The following is a 14,408-nucleotide window of genomic DNA, read 5'->3' as shown; positions in this document are numbered from 1 at the left end:
CGATTGTTCCATCGCCTTCAGTCTCCTCTCGGCTCTCTGACAAGCCAAGGATCGCAGAGCGAAAGCCGAAGCGAAACCAGTCAATCAAATGGGAGAAAAGCTCCGCTTACGATCAAATAGGTCGAGATTGTTGCGGGAGTATCCCTCTTTCCAGCGGACAAGTTGTTGAACTCGTTCGTGCAATTCGACGAACTTCTTCTCTGCCTTCTTCAACTGTTTGGTGGCTTCAGGTGACCGAATGTATGCGTCCAATATTGATGTTAGCGTTTGAGAGGAGAGTATGCTCATAGGTAGATCGACGGAATTCAGGGCCGCTTCGATTCTTGAATCTAAGTCTGCAGATATTCTCGACAGAGCGATCTCGTAACCGTCAACCTTGAGCCAGTCGCTAAGCGATACAACAGGGGCGTAGTTCAAGACGTTGTATTTATCTTGCTCAAGATCGCACCGTGCAGTGAGTACTACGCCGTGCACTATGCAGTTCGGGTACCGATCGGCTTTGGCACACGAAAATATCGACCCTTGATTTATCTGCCCCAAGAGGGGCTCCTTGATCGTCATCCCATCCCACTCAAAAATGCGGCTTTGAAAATAGTACTGATTGGCCGACACAACTTAAATGATCAATAGGGTGTAATTGGATGCGATCCTCCGGATCATTGGCTTACGAAGATATCCCCCACAACAAAAACGGCCGGATCTTTCGATCCGGCCGCAACGCAACTCTACTGGCTAAGACTACGCCACGCGACGCAACTTAGCCCCCGCCCGATTCCAAAATTGGATTAGCTGGCCTTCTTCGCCGGCGCGGTGTCGCCGACCTTCTTCTGGATGGCGCGCTTCAGCTCGAGGGCGCGCGGCGACAGGACGTCGGCCTTGGCCTTGAGCAGGAAGGGGTCGAGGCCGCCATTGTGGTCGACGCTCTTGACCGCGTTGGTGGAGACGCGCAGGCGCACGTTGCGACCCAGCGCTTCGCTGATGAACGTCACGTTGACGAGGTTCGGCAGGAAGCGGCGCTTGGTCTTGATGTTGGAGTGGCTGACCTTGTGGCCGACGAGGGGGCCCTTGGCCGTCAGTTCGCAGCGGCGAGACATGGTAGAAATCCTCTTCTGTCCCCCAAACGATTTGCGGCCGCCATTTTGGGCGCCACGGGGGCTAATTCTGTGTCCTTGCAGGGAGCGGGCGGACGTATAGGGGGGAAGCGACGGGACGTCAAGGTTTTGGGCTGGGATTCATGCTCCGCGGCATCCCCCACAACAGGTGTCATCGCCCGGCTTGACCGGGCGATCCAGTACTCCGCGGCGGAGCGGCTGGAGCCGAGGGGCTACGGCGTACTGGATGCCCCGGTCAAGCCGGGGCATGACGGCGGAATGGGCGGGGCGAGGTGCGCGTCCCTGACACACCCCCGATCACCAAAACGGCAATGATTGAAATGCCTTACCATCACATAAAGGGCGTATTCGCACCCGAAGTATCAAATGGAGTTCCGCAAGCCTCCGCGCCCGGACACATTGTTTACCGCGGTTTTTGGCTTAAGTAACAACCGTTCGCGCCCCGATTGGATTGTTTCGTGCTCGCATCCCCCCGACTTCGGCTCCAAGGCTTGGTCAGTCACGGCTCAGCCAGTCCGCGCTCTGCCGGCCGGCTGGCCTTCGCGGCCCTTTGCGGGCTCGTCGTGGCGTGGGGGGCGGAGCCCGTGGCGGCGCAGGGCAAGCTCGAGGCGCAATATGAGGCAACGCTGGCCGGCATTCCCGTCGGCAAGGGCGCCTGGAACATCGACATCGGGGACGACGTGTTCGCGGCCGCGGCCTCCGGCGGCACCACGGGGCTGCTGAAATCCTTCGCGGGCGGGTCCGGCACCGGCGCCTCGCAAGGCAGGGTGGTCAACGGCGCGCTGGTCGCGACCGGCTACCAGGCCTCCACCACCACCTCGAAGAAGACCGAACAGATCCACATCACGCTCGACAAGGGCAATGTGAAAGAGTTCGGCATCGTGCCGGAGCCGCCGGTTGATGCCGACCGCATCGTCGTCACCGACGCGCATCGCCGCGGCGTCTGGGATCCGATGACGGCCTCGCTGCTGCGTGTGCCCGGCACCGGCGATCCCGTGACGCCGGACGCCTGCCACAACGCCGCGCCGGTGTTCGACGGCCGCATGCGCTACGATCTGAAACTCGATTTCAAGCGCATGGAGAGCGTGAAGGCGGAGAAGGGCTACAGGGGCCCGGTCGTGGTCTGCGCGCTCTATTTCGTGCCGGTGGCGGGCTACATCCCCGATCGTCCCGTGATCAAATACCTCGCCGCGCAGCGCAACATCGAGATCGCCTTCGCACCCGTCGCGGGCACGCGCATCCTGGTCCCGTTCTGGCTGAAAGTGCCGACGCCGCTCGGCCCGGCCATGCTGGAAGCCACCAGCTTCATCACGTCAGCCCAGCCGCCAAAGGTCGCCAAGACGCAGTAGGCGCCGCTGCGCATTCCCCCTTAGAGACCGTCACCCTGAGGTGGCCGCTTCTTCAGCGGCCCTCCAAGGGCGACAGCCCGGCTGTTCCCGCAGGGAATATCCGTGCATGCCCGCCACATCCGGGCCGTCCATCCTTCGAGGCTCCCGGCGCGATGCTGCGCACCGCGCCACTCGCACCTCAGGATGACGGGGAGGCAATTTGGCTGGAAAGAAATGTAATCCTTTCAACGGCATGCCTACTGTGCATGGGGTTGTTTTCGCGAAAATGAGTTTGGGGGTCGTGATCCGGGAATCCATTTGACTCCTTCCCGATTCTGATTCGACTCCGCGCCGTCCCCAATTTTAAGGAACCGGTCATCGAAACGCCGCTTGTGCGGCAGGGCAAAACTCCATCTAGTGCACAACCAATAAGAGTCCCGCGACATGTGGCGTGAACGGAACAGGCTTCGGCGGGAGTCAGCGATTCGGCCGCGATTCGTTCTAGAGTCGTTCCGAAGCTTAAGGCCAACGGGAAAAGCGTCGCAAAGTGAGACAGTTCCGCGAGGTTTGGGGAGTGTTGCCGCATTCTCCGCTGTCATGCCCCGGCTTGACCGGGGCATCCAGTACGCCGCGGCTTCTCGGCATGAGCAGTGCCGTCTCTGGAATACTGGATCGCCCGGTCAAGCCGGGCGATGACAGCAGTGGGTTCGGCAGCCGCGTAGCGTTCGGAGACATGGCCGACACCTCCCAGCCTCCGGCCCGCCCCAAAGCAGCACTGACATTCGCCCAAATCGCCACTACCTAATCCCCCAGACATGGCTTTCTCCTCCTCCCCCTTCGCCTCCGAGCGCGCACCTGGCGCGGGCGTCACTGCGGTGCTCGGGCCGACCAACACCGGCAAGACCCATCTCGCCATCGAGCGGATGCTCGCGCATCCCTCGGGGCTGATCGGGCTGCCGCTGCGGCTGCTCGCGCGCGAGGTCTACAACAAGATCGCCGCACGGGTCGGCAGCGAGGCGGTCGCGCTCGTTACCGGCGAGGAGAAGATCAAGCCGAAGAACCCGCGCTATTGGGTCTCCACCGTCGAGGCGATGCCGCGCGACCTCGACGTCTCCTTCCTCGCCGTCGACGAGGTCCAGATCGCCTCCGATCTCGAACGCGGCCACGTCTTCACCGACCGCATCCTCAACCGCCGCGGCCGCGACGAGACGCTGCTGTTGGGCGCCGCCACGATGCGCCCCATCATCGAGCGGCTGCTGCCCGGCGTGTCCATGATCACGCGGCCGCGCCTGTCGCAGCTGGAATTCGCCGGCGACCGCAAGATCACGCGCCAGCCGCGCCGCACCGCCATCGTCGCCTTCTCGGCCGATGAGGTCTACGCCATCGCCGAGCTGATCCGCCGCCAGCATGGCGGCGCGGCCGTGGTGCTGGGATCGCTGTCGCCGCGCACGCGCAATGCGCAGGTGGAGATGTTCCAGAACGGCGACGTCGACTACCTCGTCGCCACCGATGCCGTCGGCATGGGCCTCAATCTCGACGTCGACCACGTTGCCTTCGCCTCCGACCGCAAGTTCGACGGCTACCAGTTCCGCCGCCTGACGCCGGCCGAGTTCGCGCAGATCGCCGGGCGTGCGGGGCGCGCCACGCGCAACGGTACTTTCGGGACGACGGGCCGCTGCGGGCCGTTCGAGCCCGAGCTCGTCAACGCGCTGCAGAACCACACCTTCGACAACGTGAAGATGCTGCAATGGCGCAATTCGAAGCTGGATTTCGCCTCCCTCGGCGCGCTCCAGGTGTCGCTGAACCAGTCGCCCGGCCATGAGGCGCTGACGCGCGCGCCGATCGCCGAGGACATGCGGGTGCTCGACCACGCCGCCCGCGACGTCGAGGTGCGCGATATCGCGCATGGCAAGGCGGCGGTGGAACGGCTGTGGGAGGCCTGCCAGGTCCCCGATTACCGAAAACTGTCGCCGGCCGCCCATGCCGAGCTCGTCACCACGCTGTACGGCTTCCTGATGCAGAAGGGCTGCATCCCCGATTCCTGGTTCGCGGCCCAGGTCGACCAGGCCGACCGCATCGACGGCGACATCGACACGCTGTCGGCCCGGATCGCCCAGATCCGCACCTGGACCTTCGTCGCCAACCGCCCGGACTGGCTGAAAGACCCCGAACGCTGGCAAGGGATCGCCCGCGAGGTCGAAAATAAATTATCGGATGCGCTCCATGAACGCTTGACTGAGCGTTTCGTTGATCGCCGGACCAGTGTATTGATGCGCCGCCTGCGGGAGAACACGAGCTTGAATACTGAAATCGGCAAGACCGGCGAAGTCATCGTCGAAGGCCATGTCATCGGCCGCCTCGATGGCTTCACCTTTGCACCGGATGCGGCGGAAGCAGGCTCCGATGCGAAAGCCTTGCAGGCCGCAGCGCAAGCGGTGCTCGCCGGCGAGATCAACGCGCGCGCCGAAAAACTGGGCAATGCGCCGGACGATCAGTTCGTGCTGACCTCGGAAGGCACGATCCGCTGGACCGGCGATGCCGTGGCGCGCCTGTCTGCCGCGGAGGAGGCGCTGCATCCGCGCATCCGCATCATCTCGGACGAGCGCCTCACAGGTAGCCCGCGTGAGAAGGTGCAGGCCCGGCTCGAGCTCTGGCTCAAGACGCATATCGAGAAGCTGCTCGGGCCGATGTTCGAGCTGTCGAAGGCCGAGGACGTCACCGGCATTGCCCGCGGCATCGCCTATCAGCTGGTCGAGGCGCTCGGCGTGCTCGAGCGCCCCAAGATCACCAACGAGCTGAAAGATCTCGACCAGCCCTCGCGCGCCGTGTTGCGCAAATACGGCGTCCGCTTCGGCGCCTATCACATCTATTTCCCCGGCCTGCTCAAGCCCGCCGGGCGTGCGCTGGCAGCACTGCTGTGGGCGCTGAAGCAGGACAATGTCGATCTGTCGTCGCTGTCGGGCGCGCAGCATCTGGCATCTTCGGGCCGCACCTCGTTCCCGGTCGACAAGCAGCTGCCGCGCGATGCCTATCGCGTGCTCGGCTACAAGCAGGCCGGCGAGCGCGCCGTGCGCGTCGACATTCTGGAGCGGCTCGCCGATCTGATCCGCCCGGCACTGGCCTGGCGCGAGAACTCGCCCGGCGAAAAGCCCGCCGGCGCGTTCGACGGCCGCAGCTTTGTGGTGACGCAGGCGATGACCTCGCTCACCGGCTCGGCCGGCGAGGATTTCGCCTCGGTGCTGCGCGCGCTCGGCTATCGCATGGAGAAGCGTGCGCCGCTGCCGCCGAAGCCGGTGGCTGCTGCCGTCGCGGAGACGCCGGCTGCCGAAGCAAGTGCAGAGGCTCCAACTGAACCGACTGCGACCGATGATGCCGCCGCAACCGCGGACACCGCGATCGAAGCCGCCGCCGAGCCAGTCACGGTCGAAGACGCGCCCGGCATGGAGCAGCACGACGAGCCCGCGCATGAAGAGCCGGCGCTCGAAGCATCGCCCGATGCCCCCGTCACGCCCGAGGATGCCCCCGGCATCGCGCCGCCGGCGGAAGAGGCTGCTGCGCCCACCGAGGCGGTGGAAGCCGCTCCCGCCGAGGCTGCTGCAACAGAAGCCGCTGCATCGGCCGATGCCGCCGCGCCGGTCGAGGCTGCCGCTGCACCTGCCGAGCCCGAGCTCGTCGAGGTCTGGCGTCCCGGCGGCCGTCACGAGGATCGCAAGCCGCGCCACGAGCGCCATCGCCATCAGCGTCACCACAATCAGCGCCCGCAGCAGGCCGGTGCTGAAGCTGGCGCCGCCCCCGCCGAAGGCGAGGCCGCGCAGTCAGCCGACGGCGAGAAGCGCAATGAGCGCCATCGTCACGGCGGTCATCGCAGGGATGGGGCCAGGGATTTCCGCAAGCCGCGCGAAGGTGGCGCCGAAGGTGCGCCGCGCCAAGAGGGGCGCGACGACAAGAACCGCCGCTTCGAAGGCAAGGATCGCGACAACAAGGATCGCGATCGCAACAAGGGCAAGTTCGGCGGAGATCGCGACAAGGGCCGCGACAATCGCGGTCGTGACCGCGACAAGGGCCGCGACCGTCAGGGCGGGCCGTCGCTGCGCCCCTACGCCTCGAGCGCCAATCCGCGCGAGCGCGATCGTCCGGCCGATCCGAACTCGCCCTTCGCAAAGCTCGCTGCGCTGAAAGAGCAGCTGTCCGGTCGCAAGGAGTGATCCAACGACCGAGCGGCAGCGCCTCGACAAATGGCTGTGGCACGCGCGGGTGGTGAAGGCGCGCACCTCCGCGGCCGAGCTCGTTGAGTCCGGCCACGTTCGCATCAACGGCACACGCGAGAAGTCGCCGGGCCATGCGATCAAGATCGGCGACGTGATCACCATCGCGCTCGATCGCACCGTGCGCGTGCTGAAAGTAACCGCTTTCAACGAGCGCCGCGGCGATGCCGCGTCGGCCCGCGTGCTCTACGAGGAGCTGAGCGAAGGCAATCAAAGTTCTCGGCGCAATTAATTGCGCTTTGAGTTCATTTCTTGGTCGATCAAACGCGTAAAGCCGTCATGATCGGCCGTTCCCGACCTTGCGGCGCCGGGCCATCCGCGCTACGCAAGCCGCGACTTTTAAAAGAGCTTTTCGGAGCGTTGGATGACTTACGTCGTCACTGAAAACTGCATCAAGTGCAAGTACACCGACTGCGTCGAGGTCTGCCCGGTCGATTGCTTCTACGAAGGCGACAACATGCTCGTCATCCATCCTGACGAATGCATCGACTGCGGCGTGTGCGAGCCGGAATGCCCCGCCGACGCCATCAAGCCGGACACGGAACCGGGCCTGGAAAAGTGGCTCCAGGTCAATGCCGACTACGCCAAAAGCTGGCCGAACATCACCCAGAAGAAAGAATCACCCCCTGACGCGAAGGAGTTCGACGGTCAGGAAGGCAAGTTCGAGAAATATTTTTCTCCGAACCCGGGCTCGGGAGACTAATTCTCGCCCAAACTTAACCCTAATACCTTCGTCAGCGCCGAAAACCAGTCACAAAAGTCCCTAAATCATTGATTTTTGCGGGAAATGTGCTATATTGAGCACATTAAGCTGAACCCGGTCAGCCCAGTTGGCCCCGTTGGGTTCCCGTGAAACCAAATGTCGAACAGGGGCGTGGCAGTTTCCGCGCGCAGGCTGTGTCACAGAAAACGCGTAAAAAGAGTACTTCAGCGAGGGCTTCCCATAAGGAGGCCAAAAAAGTCGCCGCGGCCAGCCGTAGCGCATCCAAGGGTCGGACCGCGACGAAGGCACCGGCTGCAAAGTCCTCGAAGAACAAAAGAAGCGCAATGCCTAACAAGACTGCCAAACCGGCCGCGAAAGCGACCGTTGCCAAGCCTGCTGCTGCCAAGGCTCCCGCTGCCAAGCCGGCCGTGAAGCCCGCCGCTGCCGCGCCGAAGGTCGAGGAAAAGAAGGTCGTGACCCAGCGTCAGGGCTTCAAGGCCAACGAATTCGTCGTCTATCCCGCTCACGGCGTCGGCCAGATCCTGGCCATCGAGGAGCAGGAGATCGCCGGTGCGAAGCTCGAGCTGTTCGTCATCAACTTCATCAAGGACAAGATGACGCTGCGCGTGCCGACCGCCAAGGTCGCGAATGTCGGCATGCGCAAGCTGTCCGACCCCGCGCTGGTGAAGAAGGCGCTGGAGACGCTGAAGGGCCGTGCCCGCGTCAAGCGCACCATGTGGTCGCGCCGCGCCCAGGAATACGAAGCAAAGATCAATTCGGGCGACATCGTCGCGATCGCGGAAGTCGTGCGCGACCTCTACCGGTCCGAGTCGCAGCCCGAGCAGTCGTACTCTGAACGCCAGCTCTATGAAGCGGCGCTCGATCGTCTCTCCCGCGAGATCGCGGTTGTGCAGCACTCGACCGAGACCGAAGCGGTCAAGGAGATCGAGGCCCAGCTCGCCAAGAGCCCGCGCCGCACCAACGCCAAGGCGGAAGCCGCCGATGGCGAGGGCGAGGCGGATGCCGACGGCGATACCGATGGCGACGATACCGCCGTCGCCGACGAGGCTGCGTAAGCGCCGCGCGTCGATCGCAAAAGATCAAAAGCCCGGCCATTTCGGCCGGGCTTTTTGTTTTGAGTTTCGTACTTCGTAGGGTGGGTTAGCGAAGCGTAACCCACCGCTTCTGTCTCCGCGGAAATTAAAGCGGTGGGTTACGCCGAGCGACTACGCTTCGCGCAGCCGCACGGCTAACCCACCCTACGTTTGCTTACTTCACCGGCCGCTTCTCGAGCTTCCTTGCCAGCGTGCGCCGGTGCATGCCCAGCCTTCGTGCCGCCTCCGAGATGTTGAAATCGGTCTCGATCAGCGTCTGGTGAATGCGCTCCCATTCCAGCGTCTTGATCGAGGTCGGCCGTGCATCGAGGGCGACTTCGGCGTTGCCTTCGGCCCTGTTGAAGGCGGCTTCGATATCGTCGGTGTTCGACGGCTTTGCCAGGTAATGACAGGCGCCGAGCTTGATCGCCTCGACGGCGGTGGAGATGCTGGCAAAGCCGGTCAGCACCACGATCAGCATCTCCGGATCGTGCGTGTGCAGGAGCTCGACGCAGGCGAGGCCCGAGGCGCCGCCGAGCTTGAGATCGACCACCGCGTGTCCAAAGGATCGCTCCTCCAGCACCTTCCGCACCTCTTCGATCGAAGCTGCGAGGACGACGTCGTAGCCGCGGCGCTCGAACGAGCGTTTCAGCGTGCGCGCGAAGCCGGCATCGTCCTCGACCACGATGAGCGAACGGTCAGGCGTCAAAATTTCCTCCGATCGCGAGCGTTGCGAGCGGCAGCGTCAGGCGGACGGTGGCGCCGCGCTTCCTGTGGTTCTCGGCGGTGACGCTGCCGCCGAGCTTGCGCACGACGTTCATCACCAGGAACAGGCCGAGCCCGCCGCCGGCGCGGCCCTTGCTCGAGTGATAGGGTTTTCCCAGCTGCGCCAGCATCTCCGGCGCAAAGCCCGGGCCGCGATCGCTGATCGACAGCACGAGATTGTCGCCCTCGCGCTCGGCCAGTAGCTCCACCCATTCGCGCGAGACCTCATAGGCATTGTCGAGCACGTTGAAGATCACCTGCTTCAGCGCGACGTCGGAGACGATCGCGACGTCCTCGCCGAACGTGTTGACGAAATAGAGCGTGCGGGCCGAGCGCGCGTCGCGCCACTCGTCCACCAGCGCGGTGACGAAGGCCGTCACCGTCGTCGGCGAGGAGCCTTCGCCGCGCGCTTCGCCCGCCGACACCAGGATGCCCGTCACGATGGTCTTGCAGCGTTGCAGAGAGGTTTCCATCTCCGCGAGATCCTCGGCAAGTTCCTGATCGGCGGCGAGATCGGGCATGCGGCGCCAGTCGCTGAGGATGACCGACAGCGAGGCGAGCGGCGTGCCGAGCTCATGCGCCGCGCCGGAGGCGAGCAGGCCCATGCGGACGATGTGGTCCTGCTCGGCCGCATGCTGTCGCAGTGCCGCCAGATGTGCATCGCGCTCGCGCAAATTCCTGTTGATCCGGGTGACGAACACGACAAGCAGCACGGCGTTGAGGACGAAGCCCAGCAGCATGCCTGTTACGGTGAGACTGTAGGCCTCGCTGATCGGGTTCGGCGGCAGGTCGAGCGGCCGGTAGGCCATGGTCAGCCATATGAAACTCGCGCAGGTCAGTGCGACCAGCGACCAGGTCGAGCGGGCATTAAGCAGCACCGCGCCCAGCGTCACCTGGAGCAGGAACAGCGAGGTGAAGGGATTGGTGGCGCCGCCGCTGAGGTAGAGCTGCGCGGTCAGCGCGGCCACATCGAGCATCAAGGCGACCAGCAGCTCGTTGTTGGTGATCGCGGCGCGATGGCGCACCCAGACGAGGCTGGAGACATTGAGCAGCAGCAGCGCGCCGATCACCGCGCCCATCCGCTCCAATGGCAGGGGAATACCCAGGCCGAAATGCACGCCGCCGATGGTCACGATCTGCCCGACCACCGCGGTCCAGCGCAGCTGGATCAGCAGCGCCATGTTCTTGCGGTTGGTCTCGTCGTCGGTCGGCGCAACGCCGATCAGCTCGCTGCGCGCGTCCGCCGGCGATTGCAGCGTGACGGCGTCATGCGTCATTCCGTCGTCAGGTGGATTCGACGATCGTTCCAGCATCTGATCCCGTCCTGCGGGCGGTGGCATCAGAGCCGCCGGCCGGTTCGTGGACGAAGCGCTTGCGGCGGAACAGCCCGCCACCGAATGTGACGAAAAGTTTACCCGCCAGCATGAAAGCCAGGGCAAACCACGTCAGCGCGTAGATCAGGTGGTTATTGGGAAAGCGGATCACGGTCAATCCGCCGATCGGCGCGCCGGTGGTTTGTGATCCGGCGTCGGCATCGATGAAGAACGGCGCGACATCGTGGAGGCCGCGCGCTGCCGCAATCGCGGCGACATCCCGCGAGTACCAGCGGTTGTGCTGGGGCACGTTGTTCCGCAAGAATCCGCCCTTCGGCTCGGTCATGCGGAGCAGGCCCGTGATCTCGACCTGGCCGTCCGGATTGCCGTTCTGGCGCGTCGATGCGTCGCGCCGCTCGGACGGCACGAAGCCGCGATTGACCAGCACCAGCGCGCCGTCGCCGCGCTGAAGCGGCGTCAGCACCCAATAGCCGGGGCCTTCCTCGGTGACCGCTTGAACCAGCGTCTCGCGGTCATGCAGGAAGCGTCCGGTGAGGCTGACGTGCCTGTATTCGTCGTTTGCGGTGGAGACGGTCGGCCAGGCCGCGGGCGACGGGATCGGCTGGGCCGGGGCATGCACGCGCTGCTCGACGCGGTCGATCAGCGCCAGCTTCCAGGCGCGCCGTTCGATCTGCCAGACGCCGAGTGCGATCAGAAGTGCAAAGGCCGCGAGCGAGAGGACCGTGAGCCACAGGCGCGGACGCGCAGCCTTGCGGCGCACGTCCTTTGCCTCGCTCGTCACGGTCCGGATCTCGCTCACTTCATTCCCGTCATCTCGTGCATCGGCATCATATTGCTGTTGAGGTGGTTCATCACCCACAGCGAGCCGGACAGCGCGATCACCACCATGACGATGGTGAAGATCAGCGCCATCATGCTCCAGCCGTTCTCGGACTTGGTGTTCATGTGCAGGAAGTAGATCATGTGCACGACGATCTGCACGACCGCGAAGGCCATGATGACGAGCGCGGTGATCTGCTTGCTCGGCAGCGCGCCACTCATCACCAGCCAGAACGGGATCGCGGTCAGCACGACTGAGAGCACGAAGCCGAGCATATAGCCCGAGAACGTGCTGTGGGCGTGGCCGTCGTCGTGGTGATGGTCGCCCGCGTGAGCGGCGTGGGTATCGGTGTTCATCGCAGAACTCCCAGGAGATAGACGAAGGTGAAGACGCCGATCCAGACCACATCGAGGAAGTGCCAGAACATCGACAGGCACATCAGGCGGCGCCGGTTGGCTTCGATCAGGCCGAACTTCCAGACCTGCACCATCAGGGTCACCAGCCAGATCAGGCCGCAGGAGACGTGCAGGCCGTGGGTGCCGACCAGGGTGAAGAAGGCGGACAGGAAGGCGCTGCGCTGGGGCGTCGCGCCTTCATGGATCATGTGGGCGAACTCGGAGAGCTCGATGCCGATGAAGGCGAGGCCGAACAGGCCGGTGATCGCCAGCCACATCTGGGTCTGGGCGATCTTGTTCTGCTGCATCGTCAGCATGGCAAAGCCATAGGTGATCGACGACAGCAGCAGCATCGAGGTGTTCACCGCGACCAGCGGCAGCTCGAACAGGTCCTTCGGGGCGGGGCCGGCGGCGTAGTTGGCGCCGAGCACGCCGAAGGCCGCGAACAGCATCGCGAAGATGAGACAGTCGCTCATCAGGTAGATCCAGAAGCCGAGCGAGGTGCTGTAGCCTTCCGGATGCGGGTGTTCGTTGGCGAGGTAGAACATCGGCTCGCCGGTCTGGGCAGGATTGACAGCGACAGTCATTTACTTGGCTCCGGCGAGCAGTTTGGTACGCGCGTCCTCGGTCCGGATGACGTCTTCAGCCGGAATGTCGAAGTCGCGGTGATAGTTGAAGGTGTGGCCGATCCCGACGACGAGCATCGCGATGAAGCTCGCCGCCGCCAGCCACCAGATGTACCAGATCAGGCCAAAGCCCATCGCGGTGGCGAAGCCGGCGAGGATGATGCCGGTGCCGGTGCTGCTGGGCATGTGGATCGGCCTGAACCCGGTGAGCGGACGCTGGTAGCCGCGCTTCTTCATGTCCCACCACGCGTCATTGTCGTGAACGACGGGGGTGAAGGCGAAGTTGTAGTCCGGCGGCGGCGAGGAGGTCGCCCATTCCAGCGTGCGCGCATCCCAGGGATCGCCGGTGACGTCCTTGAGCTGCTCGCGCTTGAGGAAGGAGACCGCAAACTGCATCAGCATGCAGAGGATGCCGAGGAAGACGAGGAAGGCGCCGATCGCGGCGATGACGAACCAGATCTGGAGCGAGGGATCGTCGAACACGCGCAGGCGGCGGGTCACGCCCATCAGGCCGAGCACGTAGAGCGGCATGAAGGCGAGGTAGAAGCCGACGACCCAGAACCAGAACGACAGCTTGCCCCAGAACACATCGAGCTTGAAGCCGAACGCCTTCGGGAACCAGTAGTTGATGCCGGCGAACGCGCCGAACACCACGCCGCCGATGATCACGTTGTGGAAATGCGCGATCAGGAACAGGCTGTTGTGCAGGACGAAGTCGGCTGGCGGCACCGCGAGCAGCACGCCGGTCATGCCGCCGAGCACGAAGGTCAGCATGAAGGCGATCGTCCACATCATCGGCAGCTCGTAGCGGATACGGCCGCGATACATCGTGAACAGCCAGTTGAACATCTTCGCGCCCGTCGGGATCGAGATGATCATCGTAGTGATGCCGAAGAACGAGTTGACGCTGGCGCCAGAGCCCATCGTGAAGAAGTGGTGCAGCCAGACCAGGTACGACAGGATGGTGATGACGACGGTGGCGTAGACCATCGAGGTGTAGCCGAACAGGCGCTTGCCGGAGAAGGTCGAGGTGACTTCCGAGAAGATGCCGAAGGCGGGGAGAACCAGGATGTAGACCTCGGGATGGCCCCAGATCCAGATCAGGTTCACGTACATCATCGGGCTGCCGCCGAAATCGTTCGTGAAGAAGTTGGTGCCGACGTAGCGGTCGAGCGAGAGCAGCGCGAGCACGACGGTCAGAACGGGGAAGGAGGCGACGATCAGGATGTTGGTGCAGAGCGAGGTCCAGGTGAAGACCGGCATCTTCATCATGGTCATGCCGGGGCACCGCAGCTTGACGATGGTGCAGATCAGGTTGATGCCGGACAACGTCGTGCCGACGCCCGCGACCTGTAGCGCCCAGATGTAATAGTCGACGCCGACATCAGGACTGTAGCCGATGTTGGACAGCGGCGGATAAGCCAGCCAGCCGGTGCGGGCGAATTCGCCGATGAACAGCGAGGCCATCACCAGCACCGCGCCGCCGACCGTCATCCAGAAGCTGAAATTGTTCAGGAACGGGAACGACACGTCGCGTGCGCCGATCTGGAGCGGCACGACATAGTTCATCAGGCCCGTGACCAGCGGCATCGCCACGAAGAAGATCATGATCACGCCGTGGGCGGTGAAGACCTGGTCGTAGTGATGGGCGTTGAGATAGCCTTCGGAGCCGTTGAAGGCGAGCATCTGCTGGCCGCGCATCATCAGCGCATCCGCAAAGCCGCGCAGCAGCATCACGATGCCGAGGATCATGTACATGATGCCGATGCGCTTGTGGTCCACCGTGGTGAACCATTCGCGCCAGAGATAGCCCCAGAGGCGGAAATAGGTGAGGCCGGCGAGCAGCGTGGCGCCGCCGAGTGCGACCACCGCGAAGGTGCCGACGACGATCGGCTCGTGCAGCGGCAGCGATTCGAGGCCGAGCCGGCCGAAGATGAGCTTGAGAAGATCAGGAGACATGCGGGAT

General features: G+C 63.9%; 12 protein-coding genes and 1 pseudogene. 5 read left to right on the top strand and 8 right to left on the bottom strand.

Annotation, left to right across the window (positions count from 1 at the left end):
* Nucleotides 1-84 precede the first annotated feature (84 nt).
* A complete protein-coding gene (locus QJT78_RS28560; RefSeq protein ID WP_157790046.1) occupies nucleotides 85-561 on the bottom strand; it encodes a hypothetical protein in 477 nt (158 codons plus the stop codon).
* A gap of 224 nt (nucleotides 562-785) precedes the next feature.
* On the bottom strand, nucleotides 786-1,094 hold the full coding sequence (gene rpmB / locus QJT78_RS28555) for a 50S ribosomal protein L28 (protein WP_028151385.1): 309 nt from the start codon (nucleotides 1,092-1,094) through the stop codon (nucleotides 786-788).
* Between the two features lie 509 nt (nucleotides 1,095-1,603).
* On the opposite strand from rpmB, the gene QJT78_RS28550 reads away from it, so the two are divergent.
* From QJT78_RS28550 to QJT78_RS28530, 5 genes and pseudogenes are all read left to right on the top strand, one after another.
* Complete coding sequence (locus QJT78_RS28550; protein ID WP_028151384.1) at nucleotides 1,604-2,461, top strand: DUF3108 domain-containing protein; 858 nt, start codon at nucleotides 1,604-1,606, stop codon at nucleotides 2,459-2,461.
* Between the two features lie 794 nt (nucleotides 2,462-3,255).
* Nucleotides 3,256-6,645: a helicase-related protein gene (locus QJT78_RS28545; protein WP_028151383.1), complete on the top strand. Its 3,390-nt coding sequence runs from the start codon at nucleotides 3,256-3,258 to the stop codon at nucleotides 6,643-6,645.
* Between the two features lie 10 nt (nucleotides 6,646-6,655).
* Nucleotides 6,656-6,937, top strand: a pseudogene (locus QJT78_RS28540) (RNA-binding S4 domain-containing protein); the annotation flags it as partial.
* Nucleotides 6,938-7,069: 132 nt separating this feature from the next.
* Complete coding sequence (fdxA, locus tag QJT78_RS28535; protein ID WP_014490375.1) at nucleotides 7,070-7,408, top strand: ferredoxin FdxA; 339 nt, start codon at nucleotides 7,070-7,072, stop codon at nucleotides 7,406-7,408.
* Between the two features lie 146 nt (nucleotides 7,409-7,554).
* A complete protein-coding gene (locus tag QJT78_RS28530) occupies nucleotides 7,555-8,484 on the top strand; it encodes a CarD family transcriptional regulator (protein WP_085965208.1) in 930 nt (309 codons plus the stop codon).
* A gap of 193 nt (nucleotides 8,485-8,677) precedes the next feature.
* Here the strand turns inward: QJT78_RS28530 and QJT78_RS28525 are convergent, their stop codons facing one another.
* Genes QJT78_RS28525 through cyoB form a run of 6 tightly spaced genes read right to left on the bottom strand, consistent with a single transcriptional unit; the run spans nucleotide 8,678 to nucleotide 14,401 of the window.
* Nucleotides 8,678-9,211, bottom strand: coding sequence for a response regulator transcription factor (locus QJT78_RS28525; protein ID WP_028151379.1), 534 nt, complete (start codon nucleotides 9,209-9,211; stop codon nucleotides 8,678-8,680).
* A complete protein-coding gene (locus QJT78_RS28520) occupies nucleotides 9,201-10,580 on the bottom strand; it encodes an ATP-binding protein (protein ID WP_028151378.1) in 1,380 nt (459 codons plus the stop codon). Before QJT78_RS28520 ends, QJT78_RS28525 begins: the two co-directional genes overlap by 11 nt.
* Nucleotides 10,552-11,400, bottom strand: a complete 849-nt coding sequence (locus tag QJT78_RS28515; protein WP_028151377.1) for an SURF1 family protein — start codon at nucleotides 11,398-11,400, stop codon at nucleotides 10,552-10,554. Before QJT78_RS28515 ends, QJT78_RS28520 begins: the two co-directional genes overlap by 29 nt.
* The gene (gene cyoD, locus QJT78_RS28510) at nucleotides 11,397-11,777 is read right to left on the bottom strand and encodes a cytochrome o ubiquinol oxidase subunit IV (protein WP_028151376.1); all 381 of its coding nucleotides are present in this window, start codon (nucleotides 11,775-11,777) and stop codon (nucleotides 11,397-11,399) included. The genes QJT78_RS28515 and cyoD overlap by 4 nt, the downstream gene beginning before the upstream one ends.
* On the bottom strand, nucleotides 11,774-12,403 hold the full coding sequence (gene cyoC, locus QJT78_RS28505) for a cytochrome o ubiquinol oxidase subunit III (RefSeq protein ID WP_028151375.1): 630 nt from the start codon (nucleotides 12,401-12,403) through the stop codon (nucleotides 11,774-11,776). Before cyoC ends, cyoD begins: the two co-directional genes overlap by 4 nt.
* Complete coding sequence (gene cyoB, locus QJT78_RS28500) at nucleotides 12,404-14,401, bottom strand: cytochrome o ubiquinol oxidase subunit I (RefSeq protein WP_028151374.1); 1,998 nt, start codon at nucleotides 14,399-14,401, stop codon at nucleotides 12,404-12,406.
* Nucleotides 14,402-14,408: the final 7 nt, after the last annotated feature.

This window comes from Bradyrhizobium sp. Mp27 (genome assembly GCF_029953005.1).
In the GTDB taxonomy this organism is placed as follows: domain Bacteria; phylum Pseudomonadota; class Alphaproteobacteria; order Rhizobiales; family Xanthobacteraceae; genus Bradyrhizobium; species Bradyrhizobium barranii.
The sequence above is the reverse complement of the archived record's forward strand: the minus strand, read 5'-3'. Positions and strand labels throughout refer to the sequence as shown.